This window comes from Rhodococcus sp. LW-XY12, assembly GCF_019317345.1.
GTDB classification, from domain to species: domain Bacteria; phylum Actinomycetota; class Actinomycetes; order Mycobacteriales; family Mycobacteriaceae; genus Rhodococcus; species Rhodococcus pyridinivorans.
Genome location: NZ_CP079225.1, coordinates 2,066,985 through 2,085,005, shown reverse-complemented (window position 1 = coordinate 2,085,005; position 18,021 = coordinate 2,066,985). Strand labels below are relative to the sequence as shown.

Here is an 18,021-nt window from a genome sequence, read left to right as displayed (position 1 = left end):
GGTCCGTCGGACGTAGTTCCGAACCGCACCGGAGGTATTCGATGAAATTGTCCCGCTCCATCCGCCTGGGCATCGGCGCCGTCGCCGTGGCAGTGGTCGCCACGGCGTGCGGTGGCGACGAGACGCGCAGTGTCTCGCAGTCCGCGGAGAACGGCACCCTGACGGTCGGTATCAAGTTCGACCAGCCGGGCCTGGGCCTGCGCAACCCGGACGGTTCGTTCAGCGGGTTCGACGTCGAGGTCGCCAAGTATGTCGCCGGTCAGCTCGGTGTGTCCGAGGAGAACATCGAATTCAAGGAAGCTCCGTCCGCCCAGCGCGAGACCCTCATCCAGAACGGTGAGGTCGACTACATCGTCGCGACCTACTCGATCACCGATTCCCGCAAGGAGAAGGTGGACTTCGCCGGCCCGTACTTCATTGCGGGCCAGTCGCTCCTCGTGCGCGCGGACGACACCGAGATCACCGGACCCGACTCGCTCAACGGCGGCAAGCGCCTGTGCTCGGTGGCGGGTTCGACCCCGGCCCAGAACGTGAAGGACAACTACGCGCAGGACGTCCAGCTCCAGGAGTTCGACACCTACTCGCTGTGTGTCGAGGCGCTGCGCAACGGCGCGGTCGACGCGGTGACCACCGACGACATCATCCTCGCCGGCTACGCCGCGCAGAGCCCGGGCGACTTCAAGGTCGTCGGTGAGCCGTTCACCACCGAGCGCTACGGCATCGGTCTCGCCAAGGGCGACGACGAGTCGCGCAATGCGATCAACGACGCGATCGAGGAGATGATCGCCAGCGGTGCGTGGGAGGCCGCATTCCAGGAGACGGTCGGCGCCTCGGGCTACGAGCTCCCGGAGCAGCCGAGCGTCGATCGCTACTGAGTGTCGATCGTCACCGAGTACGGGTACCACCCGTCACGTCCGGCGGTGCGGCCGGTCCGTAATCCCACGGACCGGCCGGACCGTTCCGGACTCCCACCCGTCCCCTCGATCCCGGAGTGACCTGTGGATCTGTTGAGCAAGTACAGCAGCCAGCTACTCGACGCGTTCTGGACCACGATCCAGTTGACCGTCATCTCGGCGATCGGTGCACTGATCCTCGGAACGATCCTCGCCGCGATGCGCGTGTCCCCCATCCCGGTGGCGCGTGCCGTCGGCGCCGCCTACGTGACGATCTTCCGGAACACCCCGCTGACCCTCATCATCATCTTTTGCCTGTTCGGTCTGTCCCAGACGCTCGGCATCAAGCTGGCCTCCGAGTCGTCGCCGACCTTCCTGGTGGACAACAACTTCCGACTCGCTGTGCTCGGCCTGAGCGTCTACACGGCGGCCTTCGTGTGCGAGTCGCTCCGCTCGGGCATCAACACGGTCTCGCTCGGACAGTCGGAGGCCGGCCGCTCGCTGGGTCTGACCTTCAGCCAGAATCTGCGCCTGATCGTCCTCCCCCAGGCTTTCCGCGCGGTCATCGCCCCGCTCGGTTCGGTGCTCATCGCGTTGACCAAGAACTCGACGATCGCCTCCGTCATCGGCGTGTCCGAGGCCTCGCTGCTGATGAAGACGATGATCGAGAACGAAGCGGCCATCTTCGTCGTCGGTGGCATCTTCGCGCTCGGATTCGTCATCCTCACCCTTCCCACCGGCCTGCTCTTCGGCCGGCTCAGCAAGCGATACGAGGTCGCCCGATGAGTGCACACGGAACCGTTCTCTACGACGCACCCGGGCCCCGCGCCAAGGCGCTCTACCGGATCCTGTCGGTGGTCGTGGTCGCGCTCCTCGTCCTGGTCGGCTGGATCGTCTACCGCGCGCTCGACGCCAACGGACAGCTGACGGCCGCCAAGTGGGAGCCGTTCGTCGAATCGTCCAGCTGGACCACCTATCTGCTGCCCGGCATCCGCGGCACGATCATCGCGGCCGTCGCGTCGATCGTGCTGGCACTCGTGCTCGGCACGGTCCTGGGTATCGCGCGTCTGTCCGACCACCGGTGGGTCCGCTGGATCGCCGGCACGATCGTCGAGTTGTTCCGCGCCGTCCCGGTGCTGATCCTGATGATCTTCGCCTACCAGGTGTTCGCCGAGTACCGCGTCTTCAAGTCCGGATATCTCGCGCTCGCGGCGGTCATCACCGGCCTGACCCTGTACAACGGCTCGGTCATCGCCGAGATCGTGCGCGCGGGCATCCGATCGCTTCCGCGTGGTCAGAGCGAGGCCGCCTACGCGATCGGCATGCGGAAGAACCAGCTCATGCGACTGATCCTGCTGCCGCAGGCCGTGACGGTCATGCTCCCGGCGATCGTGTCGCAGATGGTGATCGCGCTCAAGGACTCCGCGCTCGGCTACCTCATCGGCTATGTCGAAGTGGTGCGTTCCGGCCAGCAGCTCGGCGCGTTCTTCCAGAACTACCTGCCGTCGCTGCTGGTGGTCGCGGCGATCATGATCATCCTCAACAGTGCGCTGACACAGTTCGCGATCTGGCTCGAGAAGCGTCTGCGATCCGGGAAGCGGAAGAAGGGTGCCGTGGCGGCCGAAGAGCCGCAGACGATGCCCACGATGTCGGTGCCGGGCCTGGACCTGAGCGGCGAGGGCCGCAAGTAACAGCAGCACTGCGGTTGCGAAGTTCGCAGTCGAGCCCAGGCGTTTCGCAGTCGGGCTCAGTCGTGCGGGAGGTCGCTCGCGTCGGCACCGAACGTCGCGAGTTCTTCCCGCACGACATCGAACGCCATCCCCTGCGCGTAGCCGCGCCGGGCCAGCATCCCGACCAGCCGCCGCACCAACTTGTCGCGTTCGGCCGCGATCTCGCGCCGATCCCCTTCGGTGGGCAGCGGCGGCTGGGTGCGGAGCTTCTTGCGGACCAGTTCGACCGCCCGTTCCCGTTCGTCGGCGGTGTCGATCTGCTCGAGGGCAGCCGCCGCGTCGTCGGCGTCGATTCCCTTGCGGCGCAGTTCGAGTGCGATCGCGCGCTTACCCTTCCCCGCGTGCAGATGCCGTGAACGTGCCCACTGGTTGGCGAAATCCGCGTCGTCGATCAACCCGACCTCGGTGAGACGGTCGAGGGCACGTTCGGCGACGTCGGACGCGAACCCCTTCTGCTCGAGCTTCGTCGCGAGCTCGGATCGGCTGCGTGCCCGATCGGTCAGCAGACGGAGACAGACGTCCTTGGCCTGCGCTTCGGTGCCGCCGCCGGGCAGTTCCTGCTCGGTGCGAGCCGAGCGCCGCCGTCCGCGTCGTTCGCGCCGGGCGTCGGGGCGTCGTTCCTCGGAGTCGTCCATGACGCGCACAGTAGCCGGACGCACCGACAGCGCGGCCGGGTGCGGATACGCCACGGGGGCACGGAAGACGTGCGTCCGTGCCCCCGTGGGCGGTGACTAGAAGTCGACCGGCTCCTCGACATCACTCGGATCGGTGAGAACGGCACCGATGCCGAGCTTCTCCTTGATCTTCTTCTCGATCTCGTCGCGCACATCGGTGTTCTCGAGCAGGAACTTGCGGGCGTTCTCCTTGCCCTGCCCCAGCTGGTCGCCCTCGTAGGTGTACCAGGAGCCGGACTTGCGGATGAAGCCCTGCTCGACACCCATGTCGATGAGCGAGCCCTCCTTCGAGATGCCCTGGCCGTACAGGATGTCGAACTCGGCCTGCTTGAACGGAGGCGAGACCTTGTTCTTGACGACCTTCACGCGGGTGCGGTTGCCCACCGCGTCGCCCCCGTCCTTGAGCGTCTCGATCCGGCGCACGTCCAGACGCACGGAGGCGTAGAACTTCAGCGCCTTACCGCCCGTGGTGGTCTCGGGCGAGCCGAACATCACGCCGATCTTCTCGCGCAGCTGGTTGATGAAGATCGCGGTGGTGCCGGAGTTGTTGAGCGCACCGGTCATCTTGCGCAGTGCCTGGCTCATCAGGCGGGCCTGGAGACCGACGTGGCTGTCGCCCATCTCGCCCTCGATCTCGGCGCGGGGCACGAGCGCCGCGACCGAGTCGATGACGATGATGTCGAGCGCACCCGAGCGGATGAGCATGTCGGCGATCTCGAGGGCCTGCTCACCGGTGTCGGGTTGGGACACGAGCAGGGCGTCGGTGTCGACACCGAGCTTGCGCGCGTAGTCCGGATCGAGGGCGTGCTCGGCGTCGATGAACGCCGCGATGCCGCCGGCGGCCTGCGCGTTGGCGACCGCGTGGAGGGCCACCGTCGTCTTACCCGAGGATTCCGGGCCGTAGATCTCGATGACGCGCCCGCGTGGCAGGCCGCCGATACCGAGAGCCACGTCGAGTGCGATCGACCCGGTGGGAATGACTGCGATGGGCGGACGGACGTCCTCGCCCAGGCGCATCACCGAGCCCTTACCGAAGCTCTTGTCGATCTGCGCGAGGGCGAGCTCGAGCGCCTTCTCGCGGTCGTGAGCCTGTGCTGCCATCTTGGTCCCCTTAATAGAATCTCGTCCTTGTTGTCGACGACGTTAGAACCCGGCACCGACAAGTTCGCTGTCGCGACCGCGGAAACGCCGTATCTGTGGATGGAATCACCACCTGTGGACAACCCACCCGGCGTTCCCAGCATAGCCGAACACGTGTTCGAAATCCGGTCGCTTCGTGTACGCCAGGAATGGTCTCATCCCGGTCGGACAGAAAATCGATTCCGGCATCTACTCCTGCACCGATTCCGGTCGGGAACAGCCCCGACCGGCTCCGCGGCTACCGCCGCACGGGTGGGACGTCGAACTCGTCGCAGAGAGCGCGCCATACCTCCCGGGGCTCCTGTCCCGCCTCGATCGCCTCGGCCGCCGTCCGTCCACCGAGCGAAAGCAGCACGTGATCGCGCAGCAGGGCATCGCCGTGCATCTGTCCGAACTCGTCCCGGACCACCTCGTAGAACTCCGTCAACCGCACCCCGACCACGGTAGTCGCGCGCGGTGTGGCGCGACAGTCAGTCCGCTGCGGCCTCGCACACCGCGACCGGATCCTCCACGTCGCCGGCACCGTCCGCGGCCGCACGAGCCGCGGCGGCGAAGTCCGGCGACGACAGCACGGTGTCGATCGCGGAGCGGACCGCATCCGCGTCGAGCGGACGCACCACCACCGCACTCCCCTGCCGTGCGGCGCGGTTCGCCAGCTCCCACTGGTCGCCGCCCCCGGGAACGATCACCGCCGGAACCCCCGCACTCAGCGTCTTGGCGAGCATCCCGTGCCCACCCCCGCACACGACGACATCGGCCTGCCGGAGCAGGACGTCCTGCCTGCCGCGACCCGAGACGGCCCAGCTGGGGAGCGACTGCGGCGGAGGGTCGAGCATCGTCGCGGCGACTCGCATCCCGGCCCCGTCGAGTGCGTCGCAGACCGTCTCGACCATCCCGGTCACGCCGGTGACCGCGGTCGACGGCGCGACCATCACGAGAGGTCCGTCCCCTGGCGGCGGATCGAGGATCTCCACGGTGGGTTCCCACAGCAGCGGACCGACGACGTGCGCGTGCCCGGGCCAGTCGGGACGTGGCACCTCGAGTGCCGGCAGGGTGGCGATCAGCCGGGCCCGGGGCCCGGGATCGCGCGCCGGCAGACCGATCCCGACGCGTGCGGCAGAACGCTCGCGCTCCCCCTGCCGGAGCGATCTCGCGGTCATCGCTCGCAACGCGGCATCCCTCAACCGGCCCCGCACGCCCCTGCCCACATCGAGACCGCTGCCGATCGGCGGGAGCCCGCGCGACGGCAGGTACAACGGGTGCGGCGAGAGCTCGACCCACGGGATCCCCAGGCGCTCGGCGGCCATCCCTCCGCCGGCGGTGAGCACGTCCGCCACGACGAGGTCGGGTAGCAGGGCCCCGAGATCCGGGAGCATCTCGCTCGCGATATGGGCGGCGCGGGCGTGGATCTTCGCCCCCGCGTCGCCGTCGTCGTCCCCGAGCCGGGGCGCCAGCCCCTTCAACTCAGCGAACGTCACACCGGGCAGCTCGAGGCCGAGCCATCGTTCGCCCGTGAGGACGACCGCGTCGTGCCCGGCATCCGCGAGCCGCAGCGACAACGCGATCGCCGGAATCGCATGACCCGCATCGGGCCCGGCCACCACCGCCACTCGCACGCGCACAGCCTGCCACAGGCCACCGACGGCGGGACGCTTCCTATCCCGCGAAGGTGTACAACTCGAACCCGGAGGCGCGCTCGGCAGCGAATCCCGGCAGCGGCGCCGATGCGCGCTCCACCTGTTCGCGCGCTTGTGCCTCCACCGGCCTGTCGTCGAGAGCCTGCAGGTACAGACGGTGCGCCGCGAGGGACTCGACTGCCAGTTCGACCGTATCGGTCACGTCCACCGCGTGGGTCGGAGGCGAACCCGGACACACGGCAGCCCATCGCACGCCGTGCCACGGTTCCAGACCGCGTTCGGTGAGTTCCGGGAAGATCCATTCGTTCGCGGCATCGGAGACGGCGTCGAGGACGCTGATCCCGAGCGCCCGATGGTCGGCACTGTTGACCCAGCCGGGCCGGGGCGACAGCCCGAACGCGAGCGTGACCACCATCTCAGGACGATGACGTCGGATGGCGGAAGCGATGTCGCGACGGAGATCGAGACTCGGGACGAGTCGACCATCCGGGTGCCCGAGGAACTCGACGGTATCCACTCCGACGATCCGCGCGGACTCGCGCTGCTCCGATTCCCGCACCGGCCCGCTCTTCTCGGGCGACAGACCGGCGATGCCCGCCTCGCCACTGGTGGCCAGAACGTAGGAAATCTCCTTGCCTTGTCGGGTCCACCGCGCGATCGCCGCCGCCGCGCCGTATTCGATGTCGTCCGGGTGGGCGACGACGACGAGTCCGCGTTGCCAGTTCTCCGGTACTGCCTCCACAGCTGCCCCCTTCGTCTACAGACGTGTCAGGTCGTGCTTGTCACCTCCCGATACTGCCTTGTACAGCAGGTATCCACCGAAGATCACGGCGCCGAGTACGAGAAAGCCGAACAGGTTGTCGAGCAGGGCGCCGAGGACGGCTAGACCGACCCACACCACCGCGACGATTCCTACGATCTTCCAGAACATTGGGTACTCCCACCCTCGATGCCGACCTCTTCCGAGTCGGACTCCGTTTGCTCGGTACGCCTCGATCCTGACAGCTCGAGCAATGAAAAACAGCAGGTCAGCGCAGATATCAGGGAAAGATCAGGGGACACCCGGAGGCGCACCCCGGTGTGGCCCACGGGCACCCGGAGACGGGTCGGTGACCCGCGGCACGCCGGTACGGCTTAGGCTCTACGGGTTCGCCGTCCATACCAGAAGGCTGAGTAACCGTGTCCTCGTCCCCCCGTATCCCCGCGCGCGACCTCGCGCAGATCGCCGTCTTCGCCGCCCTGATCATCGCCCTGGGACTGCCCGGTCAGATCAGTATCGGATCGTCCGGCGTGCCCATCACGCTGCAGACCTTGGGCGTGATGCTCGCGGGTGCACTGCTCGGCGCACGCAAAGGTGTCCTGTCGGTGCTCACCGTGATCGTGCTGGGGCTGGCGCTGCCCGTACTCGCCGGCGGGCGCACGACCCTCACCTCGCTGGCAGGTCCCACGGTGGGCTTCCTCATCGGCTGGATCCCTGCCGTCGCCGTGATCGGCTGGCTGAGCATGAAGATGCTGCCGCGATACCGCACGTTGCCCGGTGTGGCCGTCAACGTCCTCGGTGGCATCGTCGTCCTCTACGCCTTCGGTATCGCAGGCATGGTCCTGCGCACGGATCTCACGGTGTGGGCCGCCGCCGCGGCCAACGTCACCTTCCTGCCGGGCGATCTGGCCAAGGCGGTCGTCGCCGCAGCGGTCGCCGCCCAGGTGCATCGCGCCTATCCCGCACTGGCGGCACCGCGCATCGCGCACCGCCCCGCTGCGGATCCCGCGCACTGACGCCGTCCGACCGTCGATGAGCGAGATCCGATTCCGGGAGGTGCGGCACGCCTACGGCGACCGCACCGTCCTCGACGGGGTCGACGTGGTCCTCACCGAACGACGCGTCGGCATCGTCGGAGCGAACGGCAGCGGCAAGTCGACGATGGCGCGCATGATCAACGGCCTGCTCGTCCCGTCGTCCGGCTCGGTGACCGTCGACGGCCTCGACACGGCGCGCAAGGGCCGGGAGGTCCGCAAGAAGGTCGGATTCGTCTTCACCGACCCGGACCATCAGATCGTCATGCCGACGGTCGCCGAGGACGTCGCCTTCTCGCTGCGACGCAGCGGACTCGGCAAAGAGGAACGCGAAGCCCGGGTAGGGCAGGTCCTCGCCGACTTCGGGCTCGCGGGGCATCACGACCACCCCAGCCACCTGCTCTCGGGCGGCCAGAAGCAGTTGCTCGCGCTCGCCGCGATCATGGTGACCGACCCGGCGGTGCTCGTCGCGGACGAACCGACGACCCTGCTCGACCTGCGCAATACGAAGCTCATCGCGCGCACCTTCGCGAGCCTTCCGCAGCAGGTGATCGCGGTGACCCACAATCTCGAACTCCTCGTGGGCTTCGATCGTGTGCTGGTGGTCGACTCGGGGCGGGTCGTCGCCGACGACGAACCGGCGTCCGCGCTCGCGTTCTACCGGAATCTGATCGGGTGAACACGTTCGGCCTCTACCATCCCGGACGCTCCGTCCTGCACCGGCTTCCGGCGGGAGCGAAGCTGCTCGCGGTCGCAGCACTGATCCTTGCGCTGACCCTGTGGATCCGGCAACCCTGGCAGGTGCTTCCCGCCCTGGCCTTGGCCGTGCTCGCGTATGCGGCCGCGCGCATACCTCCGCGTCCGGCGGTTGTGCAGCTGCGGCCGCTGGTGTGGATGCTGGCGATCATTGCAGCGTTCCAGGTGCTCGTGGCGGGGTGGGAACGGGCGGTGGTGATCTGCGGGTCGCTGCTCGTGGCGGTCGCCCTGGCCGCCCTGGTGACCCTCACGACGCGGACCACCGACATGCTCGACGCGATCGTGCGGGCGGCCCGTCCCCTCGCGCGCGTCGGGGTCGATCCCGACCGGGTGGGACTCGTGCTGGTGATGACCGTCCGCGCGATCCCGCTGATCGGCACCGTGGTCACCCGCGTGACCGAGGCACGCAAGGCGCGCGGTCTCGGATTCTCGTTGCGGGCGCTGGTGGTTCCGGTGGTGGTGGGAGCCCTCCGCACCGCGGAGGCGATGGGCGAGGCCCTCGCCGCTCGCGGTGTCGACGACTGAGAGGTGTCGACGACCGACGTGTTCGGCTCGCGGTGTCGATGATGGGGGTGTTCCACCCCTCAGGGGTGGTAACGCTGCTCGATCTGCCCCAACTCGCGCCAGGACTGCGCCCAGCTCTCGAGTTTGTCGGACGTGGCGATCAGCTCGGCGCGTCGCTGGTCGAGCATCGCCAGCGACCGGTTACCCTCGGCGGTCGCGGCGAGGCGTGCTGCGGCGGCGACGAGTTCCTCGAACTGGTCGACACCCGTCCCGAGACGCTCGCCCGCGTCGACGATGGCCGCGGACAGATGGGTCTTGGCGGCCGCACTGCCCTGCGCGGCGGATTCGAGGGCAACGACGTCCTCGACGACGGCATCGAGTGCGGATGCGGCTGCGCGGGCCGCGTCGTCGATCTCGGTGAGGTCGTCAGGGGCCACGGAGTTCGACCGCACGAGCACACCGAGCAGGCGCCGCAGGCTCTCCTCGTTCGCCGCGAGGCGTTCCATCGGGGCGCGGGCGACCGAACCGGCCGGTGGCAGCGACCGGCGGCGCGGCGGCGGTGGGGGCAGCGGCACCGCATCGAGGCGACGGAAGGTACGGACGGCGAGGACGGCAGGCACTGCGAGAGCCGCCGTCGCTCCCCCGGCCGCGACGAGCGTCCATTCGGGAGCCGACGCGACGGCCAGGGTCGCGGTGCCGATCGCCGTGGTGCCCGAGCCGGCACCGAAGAAACTGGCACGTCGACGCGCGCGACGCTTCTTACGCCGCAAGCGGGCGGCGGGATCGCGCCAGCGGCGCGCGGCCTCCATCGCGTTGCCGGTGGCATCACGGAACGCAGAGACGACCGAACCGGGAATGTTCCCGGTCCGGTCGTCTCCGGAGACGTTCACGGCGGATCAGTTCCGAGGCGTGCGGATCAGCGGCCGGTGGTACCGGCAGCGTTCGGGGGCTCTTTGCGCGTGTCGACGGCAGGGTTGGCGGGGGTGCCCGGAAGCGCCTCGCCCTTCATCGACGCCCGGATCTGCTCGAGTCGGCTGTGACCGGCCATCTGGACGGTGGCCTGCTGAACCTCGAGCATGCGGCCCTGCACCGAGTTCTGGGCGAGCTCGGCCGAACCGAGAGCGTTGGCGTAGCGACGCTCGATCTTCTCGCGGACGGCATCGAGGCTCGGAGTGGTGCCCGGAGCTGCGAGGGTCGAATCCATCGAACGCAGCGACTCGCTCACGCGCTCCTGCATCTTGGCCTGCTCGAGCTGGCTGAGCAGCTTCGTGCGCTCTGCGACCTTCTGCTGCAGCGCCATGGCGTTCTGCTCGACGGCCTTCTTGGCCTGCGCGGCGGCCTGGAGCGACTGGTCGTGCAGCACCTTGAGGTCCTCGACGGACTGCTCGGCGGTGACGAGCTGTGCCGCGAAGGCCTCGGCCGCGTTCGTGTACTGGATCGCCTTCTCGGTGTCGCCCGCCGCCGTGGCCTGGTCGGCCATCATGACGGCCTGGCGGGCACTCGCGTTGAGCTTCTCCACCTCGTCCAGCTGACGGTTGAGCTTCATCTCGAGCTGACGCTGGTTACCGATAACGGAGGCCGCCTGCTGCGAGAGTGCCTGATGCTGACGCTGCGCGTCCTCGATCGCCTGCTGAATCTGGACCTTCGGATCGGCCTTCTCATCGATCTTCGAGTTGAAAAGCGCCATCAGGTACTTCCAGCCCTTGACGAAAGGATTAGCCATGGGTGTGATCCTGCCTCCATCTGGTACGCCGCGCCGAACGCGACCCGGTACGCGGCCCTCGCGCCCCGGTTCGAAGATCGCCGGTCCGCTGCTACCCCCGACGACCCACCTGCCCCGGCCGGGTCCGTGCACGCACCACGCCCCGGCTCGATGTCGCTTACGACCGTATCCGGCGAGACCGGCACGGTTCGTGATCCATGTTAGGCGGCTGCCAGCGCCTGTGCGGCGGGTGCAGGGATCACCATGCGCGGCTCCTGCGCGAGCAACCCGGGCTCGGCGGTGGCGCCGTCGTCGGACCGCTCGGCCGGTGCCGTGTCGGCTGCGGTGGTCTCCATGTCCGTGCGACGGTCGAGGCCGTCCGCCAGCAGACCGCTCACATCGAACAGCACGTCGGACAGCGGGACCTCCAGTGCATCGCAGATGGCCGCGAGCAGTTCGCTCGAGGCCTCCTTCCTGCCGCGCTCGATCTCCGAGAGATAGCCGAGGCTGACCCGGGCGCTGCTGGAGACTTCGCGCAGGGTGCGGCTCTGCGAAACACGGGTGCGCCGAAGGCTGTCACCGAGTGCCTCACGCAACAACAGCGCCATCCCATCCTCCTTCGTCCGTCGTGCCGACACCTCGTCAACGCACGACGACGCTGCGAGGTTCCCGCAGATCGATCGGACCTCGATACTGCGGTGTCCAGACATTACAACGCCGACGGCGGTTGCAGACGCCCGAGTAGTCCCGACACCGCGTAGTCCCGACACAGCGGTGTCGACCGCACCGAGCCGGATCCCGCACGTCCCGCCCCGTGGTTACCGGGCGTCCTCACCCACCGTGCGGCCGTCGCCCGGCATGTCCTGGGCAGCGGCGCCCTCCCCCGCGGCGCCCTCCCCCGCGGCGCCCTCCCCCGCGACGTCCACCCCCAGGACGTCCTCCGCACGGGCGGTCTCACTCTCGCTCCGGCGCACCCCGGTACGCAGCCGGATCGCCTGGACCACGTAGTCGAGTCCCGTCACCACCGTCAGGGCGACCGCCAGGATCATCAGGCCGATCGCCACCGGCGCCACCGATTCGGGCAGCGGCAGCAGGTAGACACCGATGGCGAGCGTCTGCACCAGCGTCTTGAGCTTGCCACCGCGACTCGCCGGGATCACGGCGTGCCGGAGCACGGCGAACCGCAGGGCGGTGATCCCCAGCTCCCGAGCAGCGATGATCCCGGTGACCCACCACGACAGGTCACCGAGCATCGACAGCCCGACCAGCGCGGCACCGATGAGGGCCTTGTCGGCGATAGGATCGGCGAGTTTGCCGAAATCGGTGACGAGACCGTGCTTTCGCGCGAGTTGACCGTCGATCCGGTCGGTGATGGCGGCGATCGCGAAGACTCCGGTCGCCGCGAGCCTCCACCCGATGTCGTGCCCGTCGCCGACGAAGAGCAGCACCAGGAAGACCGGTACCAACGCGATCCGACCCACCGTCAAGATGTTGGCGATGTTCCACAACGGCACCGGATCGTGCGGGCTCCCGGCGTGCGGTCCCGGTGCGGCGCCGCTCCCGCCCGACGCGGTGACATGCTGGCGGGGCGTGCTCATGTGCCCCACAATATCGGTAGCCGCACGCGCTACTGTTCACCGCATGACGACACCGCCGACGAACCACGACTCGAACGATCGAATGGTCGTACGGAGCGCCCGAACCTCCGACGTGCCCGAGATCAAGCGGCTCATCGACATCTATGCGGGCAGGATTTTGCTCGAGAAGAATCTGGTGACCCTGTACGAGGCCGTCCAGGAGTTCTGGGTGGCCGAACTCGGGGGTCGGGTCGTCGGGTGCGGGGCCCTGCACGTGCTGTGGTCGGATCTCGGCGAGGTGCGCACCGTGGCCGTCGACCCGTCCGTGAAGGGCCACGGCGCAGGTCACCTGATCGTCGAGCGCCTCATCGAGGTCGCCCGCGAGCTCGAGCTGGAACGACTGTTCGTGCTCACCTTCGAGGTGGAGTTCTTTGCGCGGCACGGTTTCACGGAGATCCAGGGGACTCCGGTGACGGCCGAGGTCTATGCGGAGATGTGCCGGTCGTACGATACGGGCGTCGCGGAGTTCCTGGACCTGAGCTACGTGAAACCGAACACGCTCGGGAACACCCGGATGCTCCTCACCCTCTGATCGAGACCCACGAAAGCGAGGCCCGCATGGCCCTGTTCGCCGTCGAGTACACCTATTCGGATGCGACCGCCTCGGCGCGCGACGAGCACCGCCCGAAGCACCGAGCATGGCTCGGCGATCTCGTCGAACAGGGCATCGTGCGGGCGACCGGCCCGTGGACCGACGGTTCGGGTGCGCTCATCCTCGTCGACGTGGCCGACGAGGCCGCGGCGCGCGAACTGATGGCCCAGGACCCGTTCGCGCAGCGCGACCTCGTCGATGCCGTGCGCATCACCGGGTGGAACCCGGTGATGGGCGTGTTCAACTCCTGACGGATTCCTTCTCACCGCGCGTCTTGAGCAGGCTGGCCACCGTCGTCACGGCCAGCACTCCGACGATCACGATCAGGGACACGCCGGTGGAGATCTCCGGGACGGCGACGTGCTCGCCGCCGTTGATCCAGCCGAGCGTGTTCTCATGCAGGGCGTGGAGCACCAGCTTCACGCCGATGAACGCGAGGATGATCGACAGTCCGTAGGACAGGTAGACCAACCGCTCGAGCAGACCGCCGATGAGGAAGAACAGCTGGCGCAGGCCCATCAGCGCGAAGGCGTTCGCAGTGAACACCAGGTACGGCTCGTTGGTCAGACCGTAGATCGCGGGGATCGAGTCGAGCGCGAAGAGGATGTCGGTGAAGCCGATCGCGACGAGCGCGAGCAGCATCGGCGTGACGAACTTCTTGCCGTCGATGCGGGTGACGAGGCGGTCGCCGTCGTACTCGTCGTGCACCGGCAGGAACTTCCGGGCCAGCTTGACCATCCGGTTCTCCGAGATGGCCTGCGGGTCCTCACCGTGGTCGCGGATGAGCTTGACCGCCGTGTAGATGAGGAAGAAGCCGAACAGGTAGAACACCCAACTGTAGGCGTTGATCGCCGCGGCACCGACCGCGATGAAGGCTCCGCGCATGACCAGCGCCAGCACGATGCCGATGGTGAGGACCTTCTGCTGGTACTCACGGGGCACCGCGAAGGTGGCCATGATGATGACGAACACGAAGAGGTTGTCGACCGACAGCGCCTTCTCGGTGATGTAGCCGGCGAAGTACTCACCGCCGTAGGTCGGTCCCCAGACCGCGAAGACGATCACGCCGAAGAGGATCGCGATGGCGACGAAGACGGCCGACCAGAAACCGGATTCGCGCAGTGTGGGCGCGTGCGGCTTGCGGACGTGGGCGAAGAAGTCGAAGATGAACAACCCGATGATGACGGCGATCGTGATCAACCAGGTAGTCAGGTTTACGTGCATGGGCACATAGGCCTTCCGGTAGGTATGCGTACCTGCCGGAGGTCTCTCCCGCCCGGACTATCGCCGGACCGACGGCCCCGGGACGGCATCGGTGCCGAACGTGTTGACGAGACCGCCGCGGATCTGGGGATACTCCCCTCCACAGCTCCCACGATTGTGCCACACATCGTCACTTCCCGCCGGAAGGCAACAGGGACGGCCGGTCGAACGGGCATGTCTCACTGCTCTGCGGCAGGCACTTCCACCGGATCCCCGCCGCCACGGATCGAGTACAGCAGGCCGTCGAGTTCCTCGGGTTTGACCAGCACCTCGCGGGCCTTGCTGCCCTCGCTCGGCCCGACCACGCCTCGGGTCTCCATCAGGTCCATCAGGCGACCGGCCTTGGCGAAGCCGACGCGGAGCTTGCGCTGCAGCATCGACGTCGAACCGAACTGGCTCGTGACGACGAGTTCGACGGCCTGCAGGAAGACGTCGAGGTCGTCGCCGATGTCGGGGTCGACGTCCTTCTTGTCGCCGGCCTTCGGGGCGGTGACGCCCTCGTTGTACTCGGGTTCGGCCTGGTTCTTGGCGAAGTCGACGACCCCTGCAATCTCCTCGTCGGTGATGAACGCACCCTGCAGGCGGATCGGCTTGCCCGCACCCATCGGCAGGAACAGTCCGTCGCCCATACCGATGAGCTTCTCGGCACCGGGCTGGTCGAGGATGACACGCGAGTCGGTGAGCGAACTCGTCGCGAACGCGAGTCGCGAGGGCACGTTCGTCTTGATGAGACCCGTGACGACGTCCACCGAGGGTCGCTGGGTGGCGAGCACGAGGTGGATGCCGGCGGCGCGGGCCTTCTGGGTGATGCGGACGATCGCGTCCTCGACGTCGCGTGGGGCCGTCATCATCAGGTCGGCGAGCTCGTCGACGATGGCGAGGATGTACGGATACGGCCGGTACACGCGCTCGCTACCGAGCGGTGCGGTGATCTCCCCCGACTTCACCTTCGTGTTGAAGTCGTCGATGTGGCGCACGCGGTTGGCCTGCATGTCCTGGTAGCGCTGCTCCATCTCCTCAACGAGCCAGGCCAGTGCCGCCGCGGCCTTCTTCGGCTGCGTGATGATCGGCGTGATCAGGTGCGGGATGCCCTCGTAGGGCGTCAGCTCGACCATCTTGGGGTCGATGAGGATCATCCGCACCTCGTCGGGCGTCGCGCGGATGAGCAGCGACACGAGCATCGAGTTGACGAAGCTCGACTTACCGGAACCGGTCGAACCGGCGACCAGCAGGTGCGGCATCTTTGCGAGGTTGGCGGAGACGAAGTCGCCCTCGATGTCCTTGCCGAGACCGATGACGAGGGGGTGATGGTCGCGGCGGGTCGACGGTGCTGCGAGCACGTCCGACAGCCGCACGAGTTCGCGGTCGGTGTTGGGGACTTCGATGCCGACGGCGGACTTGCCCGGGATCGGTGCGAGCAACCGCACGTTGTCGGTCGCAACCGCATACGCGATGTTGCGGGCGAGCGCGGTGATCTTCTCGACTTTGACGCCGGGGCCGAGTTCGACCTCGTAGCGGGTGACGGTCGGGCCACGGGTGAAGCCGGTGACCGCGGCGTCGATCTTGAACTGTTCGAGGACCTCGGTGATCGCCTCGATCATCTGGTCGTTCGCGGCCGACCGCGTCTTGGGCGGGTCGCCCTTGGTGAGCAGCTCCAGTGAGGGCAGCGTGTAGTCGCCGTCGACCTCGCGGTCGCGCACGAACGTCTCGGCCGGTTCCGGCTCGGAGGTCTGGTCGACGACCTCGGGTACCGGGGCGGCCTTCGGCTTCTTGCGGGCGGCAGCCGGGGCCGGCGCTGCGGCCGGGGTCTCGGCGACCGAGGGCACCTCCAGTGTGGCCGGCGGTGAGGCGGGCGCCTCGGGTTCGGATGCGCGGTCGTCCCACAGCGGGAGCACCTCGGTCTTCGCATCGCCGTCGAACTCGTCAGGCGGGTAGTTCTCCACCGGGGTACGCCGGCGGCGGGACCGCTTGGGGGCGGGCGGCTCGTCGATCGGGTAGCCGTCGGCGTCGAACATCGGCGGCTCGTCGTAGCCGTAATCGTCGTCGTAGTCGCCGTACTCGTCGTCGGCGCGGTAGCCGAGGCCGAAGTAGTCGCGGAACAGTTCGGGCAGCTCCCGCACCGTGGTGCCGGTGAGCAGCAGGATCCCGAAGCCCGCCGCGAGGAGCATCAGCGGCACGGACAGCCAGACGGTGAGCCCGGAAGTGAGCGGGCCGCCCACGGCGGCACCGACGAAACCGGCCCCTTCCGAGCGGCCCTCCGCGTCGGTGGGTGAACCGGAGGCGACGTGCCACAGGCCCAGTGCGGGGAGACCGACGAGCAGTCCGCCGACGACGAGCCGGGGACGGATCTCGGGATGCGGTTCGGTGCGCATGAGCGTCACCGCGATGCCGACCGCGACGAGCGGAAGGACCGCGCTCGCACCACCGGTTATGGCGCGGACGGCCGTCTCGACCCACTCCCCCACCGGGCCGCCGACGCCGAACCACACCGTGCCGGCGATGATCACACCGATGGAGATCAATCCGAGCGCGATGCCGTCGCGACGGTGTCCGGACTCGATCTCGGTGGCGCGACCCATCGTGCGGGTCGTGGCTCCGACAGCGCGGGCCGTCATCATCCAGCCGGCGCCGACGGTGCGGCCCACGGCGGTGAGGATCCCCCCGGAACTGCGCCGGGGACGGGCGGGCGCGGGGCGTCGACTCGCGGCCGGAGCGCGACGTGCGGTGCCGCCGCTGCGACGGTTCGCGGTCGAGGCCGCGGCGCGCGGCTTGCGCGCAGGGGTGGACCGGGTCGATCCGGACGCCTTCGTCTTCGCGGTCGATCTGGTCTTCGAGGTGGAGGCACCCGCGCTGCGAGCACGGGAGGTGCTGCCGCCCGAGCCCCGCGCCCCCGTCCGCGACCGAGAGGTCGTAGACGACGTTCCGCGGCTGCCCGACGACTTTCCTGCCATATCCGCCAGGGTAGCCGCACGGACCTCTCATGAACCATCAGCAACACGGGTACCGGTCGGCGGCACTGGTCACACGCCGTCCGGGCGAGCGCTCACAGGCCGCGTTTCGATCCCGCCAGTTCGGAGACCGCCGACTCGTCGCCCTCGATCTCGAGCCGCACCTGGTCGCGGCCGAAGGCGTGCAGCACGAGTTCGGACGGTTCGCCGTGCAGCACGACGGTGCGCGGACCGCGCTTGCGCAGGGCGACCCGCTCGCCGGAACCGGACCTCTCGAAGATCACCGTGACGTCGCATCCGCCGTAGCTGTTGCGTCCGATCATCCGCGCGATGCGCCAAAGCTGGTCCTGATCGTCCGCCGACAGCGTCCGCGGCTCCCATCCGGGCTGCGCGCGGCGCACGTCCTCATGGTGCACGAACATCTCCGCCGCGTTGGCGACGGCGTCGAACAGGAACATCGGCGACCACTTCGGCGGGCCGGAATCGACGTCGGCGAGCACGTGTGCCCACTGTCGGTCGGTGGCGGAGCGTCGCACCCTCTCCATGTGATCGGCCAGGGCCGGGACGACGATGCCGGGCATCGCGTCCACGCGGCGCTCGCGGACGAGCAGGTGCGCGGCGAGATCCCGGACCGTCCAGTCGCCGCAGAGCGTCGGCGCGTCGGGTCCGACCTCGGACATGGTGCGGACGAGGGCATGTCGTTCGCTTCGGGCGAGGCTCATTCCGCCACTCTAGCGATCACTCCTGCCCT

21 protein-coding genes are annotated in these 18,021 nt (G+C 68.3%); 8 read left to right on the top strand and 13 right to left on the bottom strand.

The window, feature by feature from the left end:
* The first annotated feature begins 41 nt into the window (after positions 1 to 41).
* The 3 genes from KXC42_RS09845 (at position 42) to KXC42_RS09835 (ending at position 2,584) form a co-directional block, all read left to right on the top strand.
* Positions 42 to 875 (top strand): glutamate ABC transporter substrate-binding protein, encoded by an 834-nt coding sequence (locus tag KXC42_RS09845; RefSeq protein ID WP_006551297.1) that lies wholly within the window; start codon positions 42 to 44, stop codon positions 873 to 875.
* Between the two features lie 123 nt (positions 876 to 998).
* Positions 999 to 1,679, top strand: a complete 681-nt coding sequence (locus tag KXC42_RS09840; protein ID WP_006551296.1) for an amino acid ABC transporter permease — start codon at positions 999 to 1,001, stop codon at positions 1,677 to 1,679.
* Positions 1,676 to 2,584 carry an amino acid ABC transporter permease gene (locus tag KXC42_RS09835; protein WP_006551295.1) on the top strand — a complete coding sequence of 303 codons (909 nt, stop codon included), beginning with the start codon at positions 1,676 to 1,678 and terminating at the stop codon, positions 2,582 to 2,584. The genes KXC42_RS09840 and KXC42_RS09835 overlap by 4 nt, the downstream gene beginning before the upstream one ends.
* A gap of 56 nt (positions 2,585 to 2,640) precedes the next feature.
* Here KXC42_RS09835 and recX read toward each other — a convergent pair whose 3' ends face one another.
* The 6 genes from recX to KXC42_RS09805 form a co-directional block, all read right to left on the bottom strand.
* Positions 2,641 to 3,258 (bottom strand): recombination regulator RecX, encoded by a 618-nt coding sequence (gene recX, locus KXC42_RS09830; RefSeq protein ID WP_033096537.1) that lies wholly within the window; start codon positions 3,256 to 3,258, stop codon positions 2,641 to 2,643.
* Positions 3,259 to 3,354: 96 nt separating this feature from the next.
* The gene (gene recA / locus KXC42_RS09825) at positions 3,355 to 4,398 is read right to left on the bottom strand and encodes a recombinase RecA (RefSeq protein WP_006551292.1); all 1,044 of its coding nucleotides are present in this window, start codon (positions 4,396 to 4,398) and stop codon (positions 3,355 to 3,357) included.
* Positions 4,399 to 4,675: 277 nt separating this feature from the next.
* A complete protein-coding gene (locus KXC42_RS09820) occupies positions 4,676 to 4,870 on the bottom strand; it encodes a DUF3046 domain-containing protein (RefSeq protein WP_006551291.1) in 195 nt (64 codons plus the stop codon).
* A gap of 37 nt (positions 4,871 to 4,907) precedes the next feature.
* On the bottom strand, positions 4,908 to 6,053 hold the full coding sequence (locus KXC42_RS09815; RefSeq protein WP_193903622.1) for a glycosyltransferase: 1,146 nt from the start codon (positions 6,051 to 6,053) through the stop codon (positions 4,908 to 4,910).
* 40 nt (positions 6,054 to 6,093) lie between these two features.
* The gene (locus tag KXC42_RS09810) at positions 6,094 to 6,816 is read right to left on the bottom strand and encodes a PIG-L deacetylase family protein (RefSeq protein ID WP_033096535.1); all 723 of its coding nucleotides are present in this window, start codon (positions 6,814 to 6,816) and stop codon (positions 6,094 to 6,096) included.
* Between the two features lie 15 nt (positions 6,817 to 6,831).
* On the bottom strand, positions 6,832 to 7,005 hold the full coding sequence (locus tag KXC42_RS09805) for a hypothetical protein (protein WP_006551287.1): 174 nt from the start codon (positions 7,003 to 7,005) through the stop codon (positions 6,832 to 6,834).
* Positions 7,006 to 7,253: 248 nt separating this feature from the next.
* Here KXC42_RS09805 and KXC42_RS09800 point away from each other — a divergent pair, with 248 nt between their 5' ends.
* The 3 genes from KXC42_RS09800 to KXC42_RS09790 are packed head-to-tail and all read left to right on the top strand — an operon-like array spanning position 7,254 to position 9,149.
* The gene (locus tag KXC42_RS09800) at positions 7,254 to 7,850 is read left to right on the top strand and encodes a biotin transporter BioY (RefSeq protein WP_006551286.1); all 597 of its coding nucleotides are present in this window, start codon (positions 7,254 to 7,256) and stop codon (positions 7,848 to 7,850) included.
* 16 nt (positions 7,851 to 7,866) lie between these two features.
* Positions 7,867 to 8,547, top strand: a complete 681-nt coding sequence (locus tag KXC42_RS09795; protein ID WP_033096532.1) for an energy-coupling factor ABC transporter ATP-binding protein — start codon at positions 7,867 to 7,869, stop codon at positions 8,545 to 8,547.
* The gene (locus KXC42_RS09790) at positions 8,544 to 9,149 is read left to right on the top strand and encodes a CbiQ family ECF transporter T component (protein ID WP_039587019.1); all 606 of its coding nucleotides are present in this window, start codon (positions 8,544 to 8,546) and stop codon (positions 9,147 to 9,149) included. Before KXC42_RS09795 ends, KXC42_RS09790 begins: the two co-directional genes overlap by 4 nt.
* 59 nt (positions 9,150 to 9,208) lie before the next feature.
* On the opposite strand, the gene KXC42_RS09785 is transcribed toward KXC42_RS09790, so the two are convergent.
* From KXC42_RS09785 to pgsA, 4 genes are all read right to left on the bottom strand, one after another.
* On the bottom strand, positions 9,209 to 10,018 hold the full coding sequence (locus tag KXC42_RS09785) for a hypothetical protein (protein WP_006551284.1): 810 nt from the start codon (positions 10,016 to 10,018) through the stop codon (positions 9,209 to 9,211).
* Positions 10,019 to 10,044: 26 nt separating this feature from the next.
* Entirely contained in the window at positions 10,045 to 10,851 is an 807-nt protein-coding gene (gene pspA, locus KXC42_RS09780; protein ID WP_006551283.1) for a phage shock protein PspA, read from the bottom strand.
* Positions 10,852 to 11,051: 200 nt separating this feature from the next.
* Complete coding sequence (locus KXC42_RS09775; RefSeq protein WP_006551282.1) at positions 11,052 to 11,438, bottom strand: helix-turn-helix domain-containing protein; 387 nt, start codon at positions 11,436 to 11,438, stop codon at positions 11,052 to 11,054.
* Between the two features lie 210 nt (positions 11,439 to 11,648).
* Complete coding sequence (gene pgsA / locus KXC42_RS09770) at positions 11,649 to 12,428, bottom strand: CDP-diacylglycerol--glycerol-3-phosphate 3-phosphatidyltransferase (RefSeq protein ID WP_033096531.1); 780 nt, start codon at positions 12,426 to 12,428, stop codon at positions 11,649 to 11,651.
* Between the two features lie 43 nt (positions 12,429 to 12,471).
* On the opposite strand from pgsA, the gene KXC42_RS09765 reads away from it, so the two are divergent.
* Together KXC42_RS09765 and KXC42_RS09760 are read left to right on the top strand one after the other, a co-directional pair.
* Entirely contained in the window at positions 12,472 to 12,999 is a 528-nt protein-coding gene (locus KXC42_RS09765; RefSeq protein WP_170318496.1) for an amino-acid N-acetyltransferase, read from the top strand.
* A 26-nt stretch (positions 13,000 to 13,025) separates the two neighbouring features.
* On the top strand, positions 13,026 to 13,310 hold the full coding sequence (locus KXC42_RS09760; protein ID WP_033096530.1) for a YciI family protein: 285 nt from the start codon (positions 13,026 to 13,028) through the stop codon (positions 13,308 to 13,310).
* Here the strand turns inward: KXC42_RS09760 and KXC42_RS09755 are convergent.
* From KXC42_RS09755 to KXC42_RS09745, 3 genes are all read right to left on the bottom strand, one after another.
* Positions 13,300 to 14,283: a TerC family protein gene (locus tag KXC42_RS09755; protein ID WP_006551278.1), complete on the bottom strand. Its 984-nt coding sequence runs from the start codon at positions 14,281 to 14,283 to the stop codon at positions 13,300 to 13,302. The two genes, KXC42_RS09760 and KXC42_RS09755, sit on opposite strands and share 11 nt — an antisense overlap.
* 218 nt (positions 14,284 to 14,501) lie before the next feature.
* Complete coding sequence (locus tag KXC42_RS09750; RefSeq protein ID WP_219130255.1) at positions 14,502 to 17,273, bottom strand: DNA translocase FtsK; 2,772 nt, start codon at positions 17,271 to 17,273, stop codon at positions 14,502 to 14,504.
* A gap of 92 nt (positions 17,274 to 17,365) precedes the next feature.
* Positions 17,366 to 17,992: a TIGR03085 family metal-binding protein gene (locus KXC42_RS09745; protein WP_219130254.1), complete on the bottom strand. Its 627-nt coding sequence runs from the start codon at positions 17,990 to 17,992 to the stop codon at positions 17,366 to 17,368.
* Positions 17,993 to 18,021: the final 29 nt, after the last annotated feature.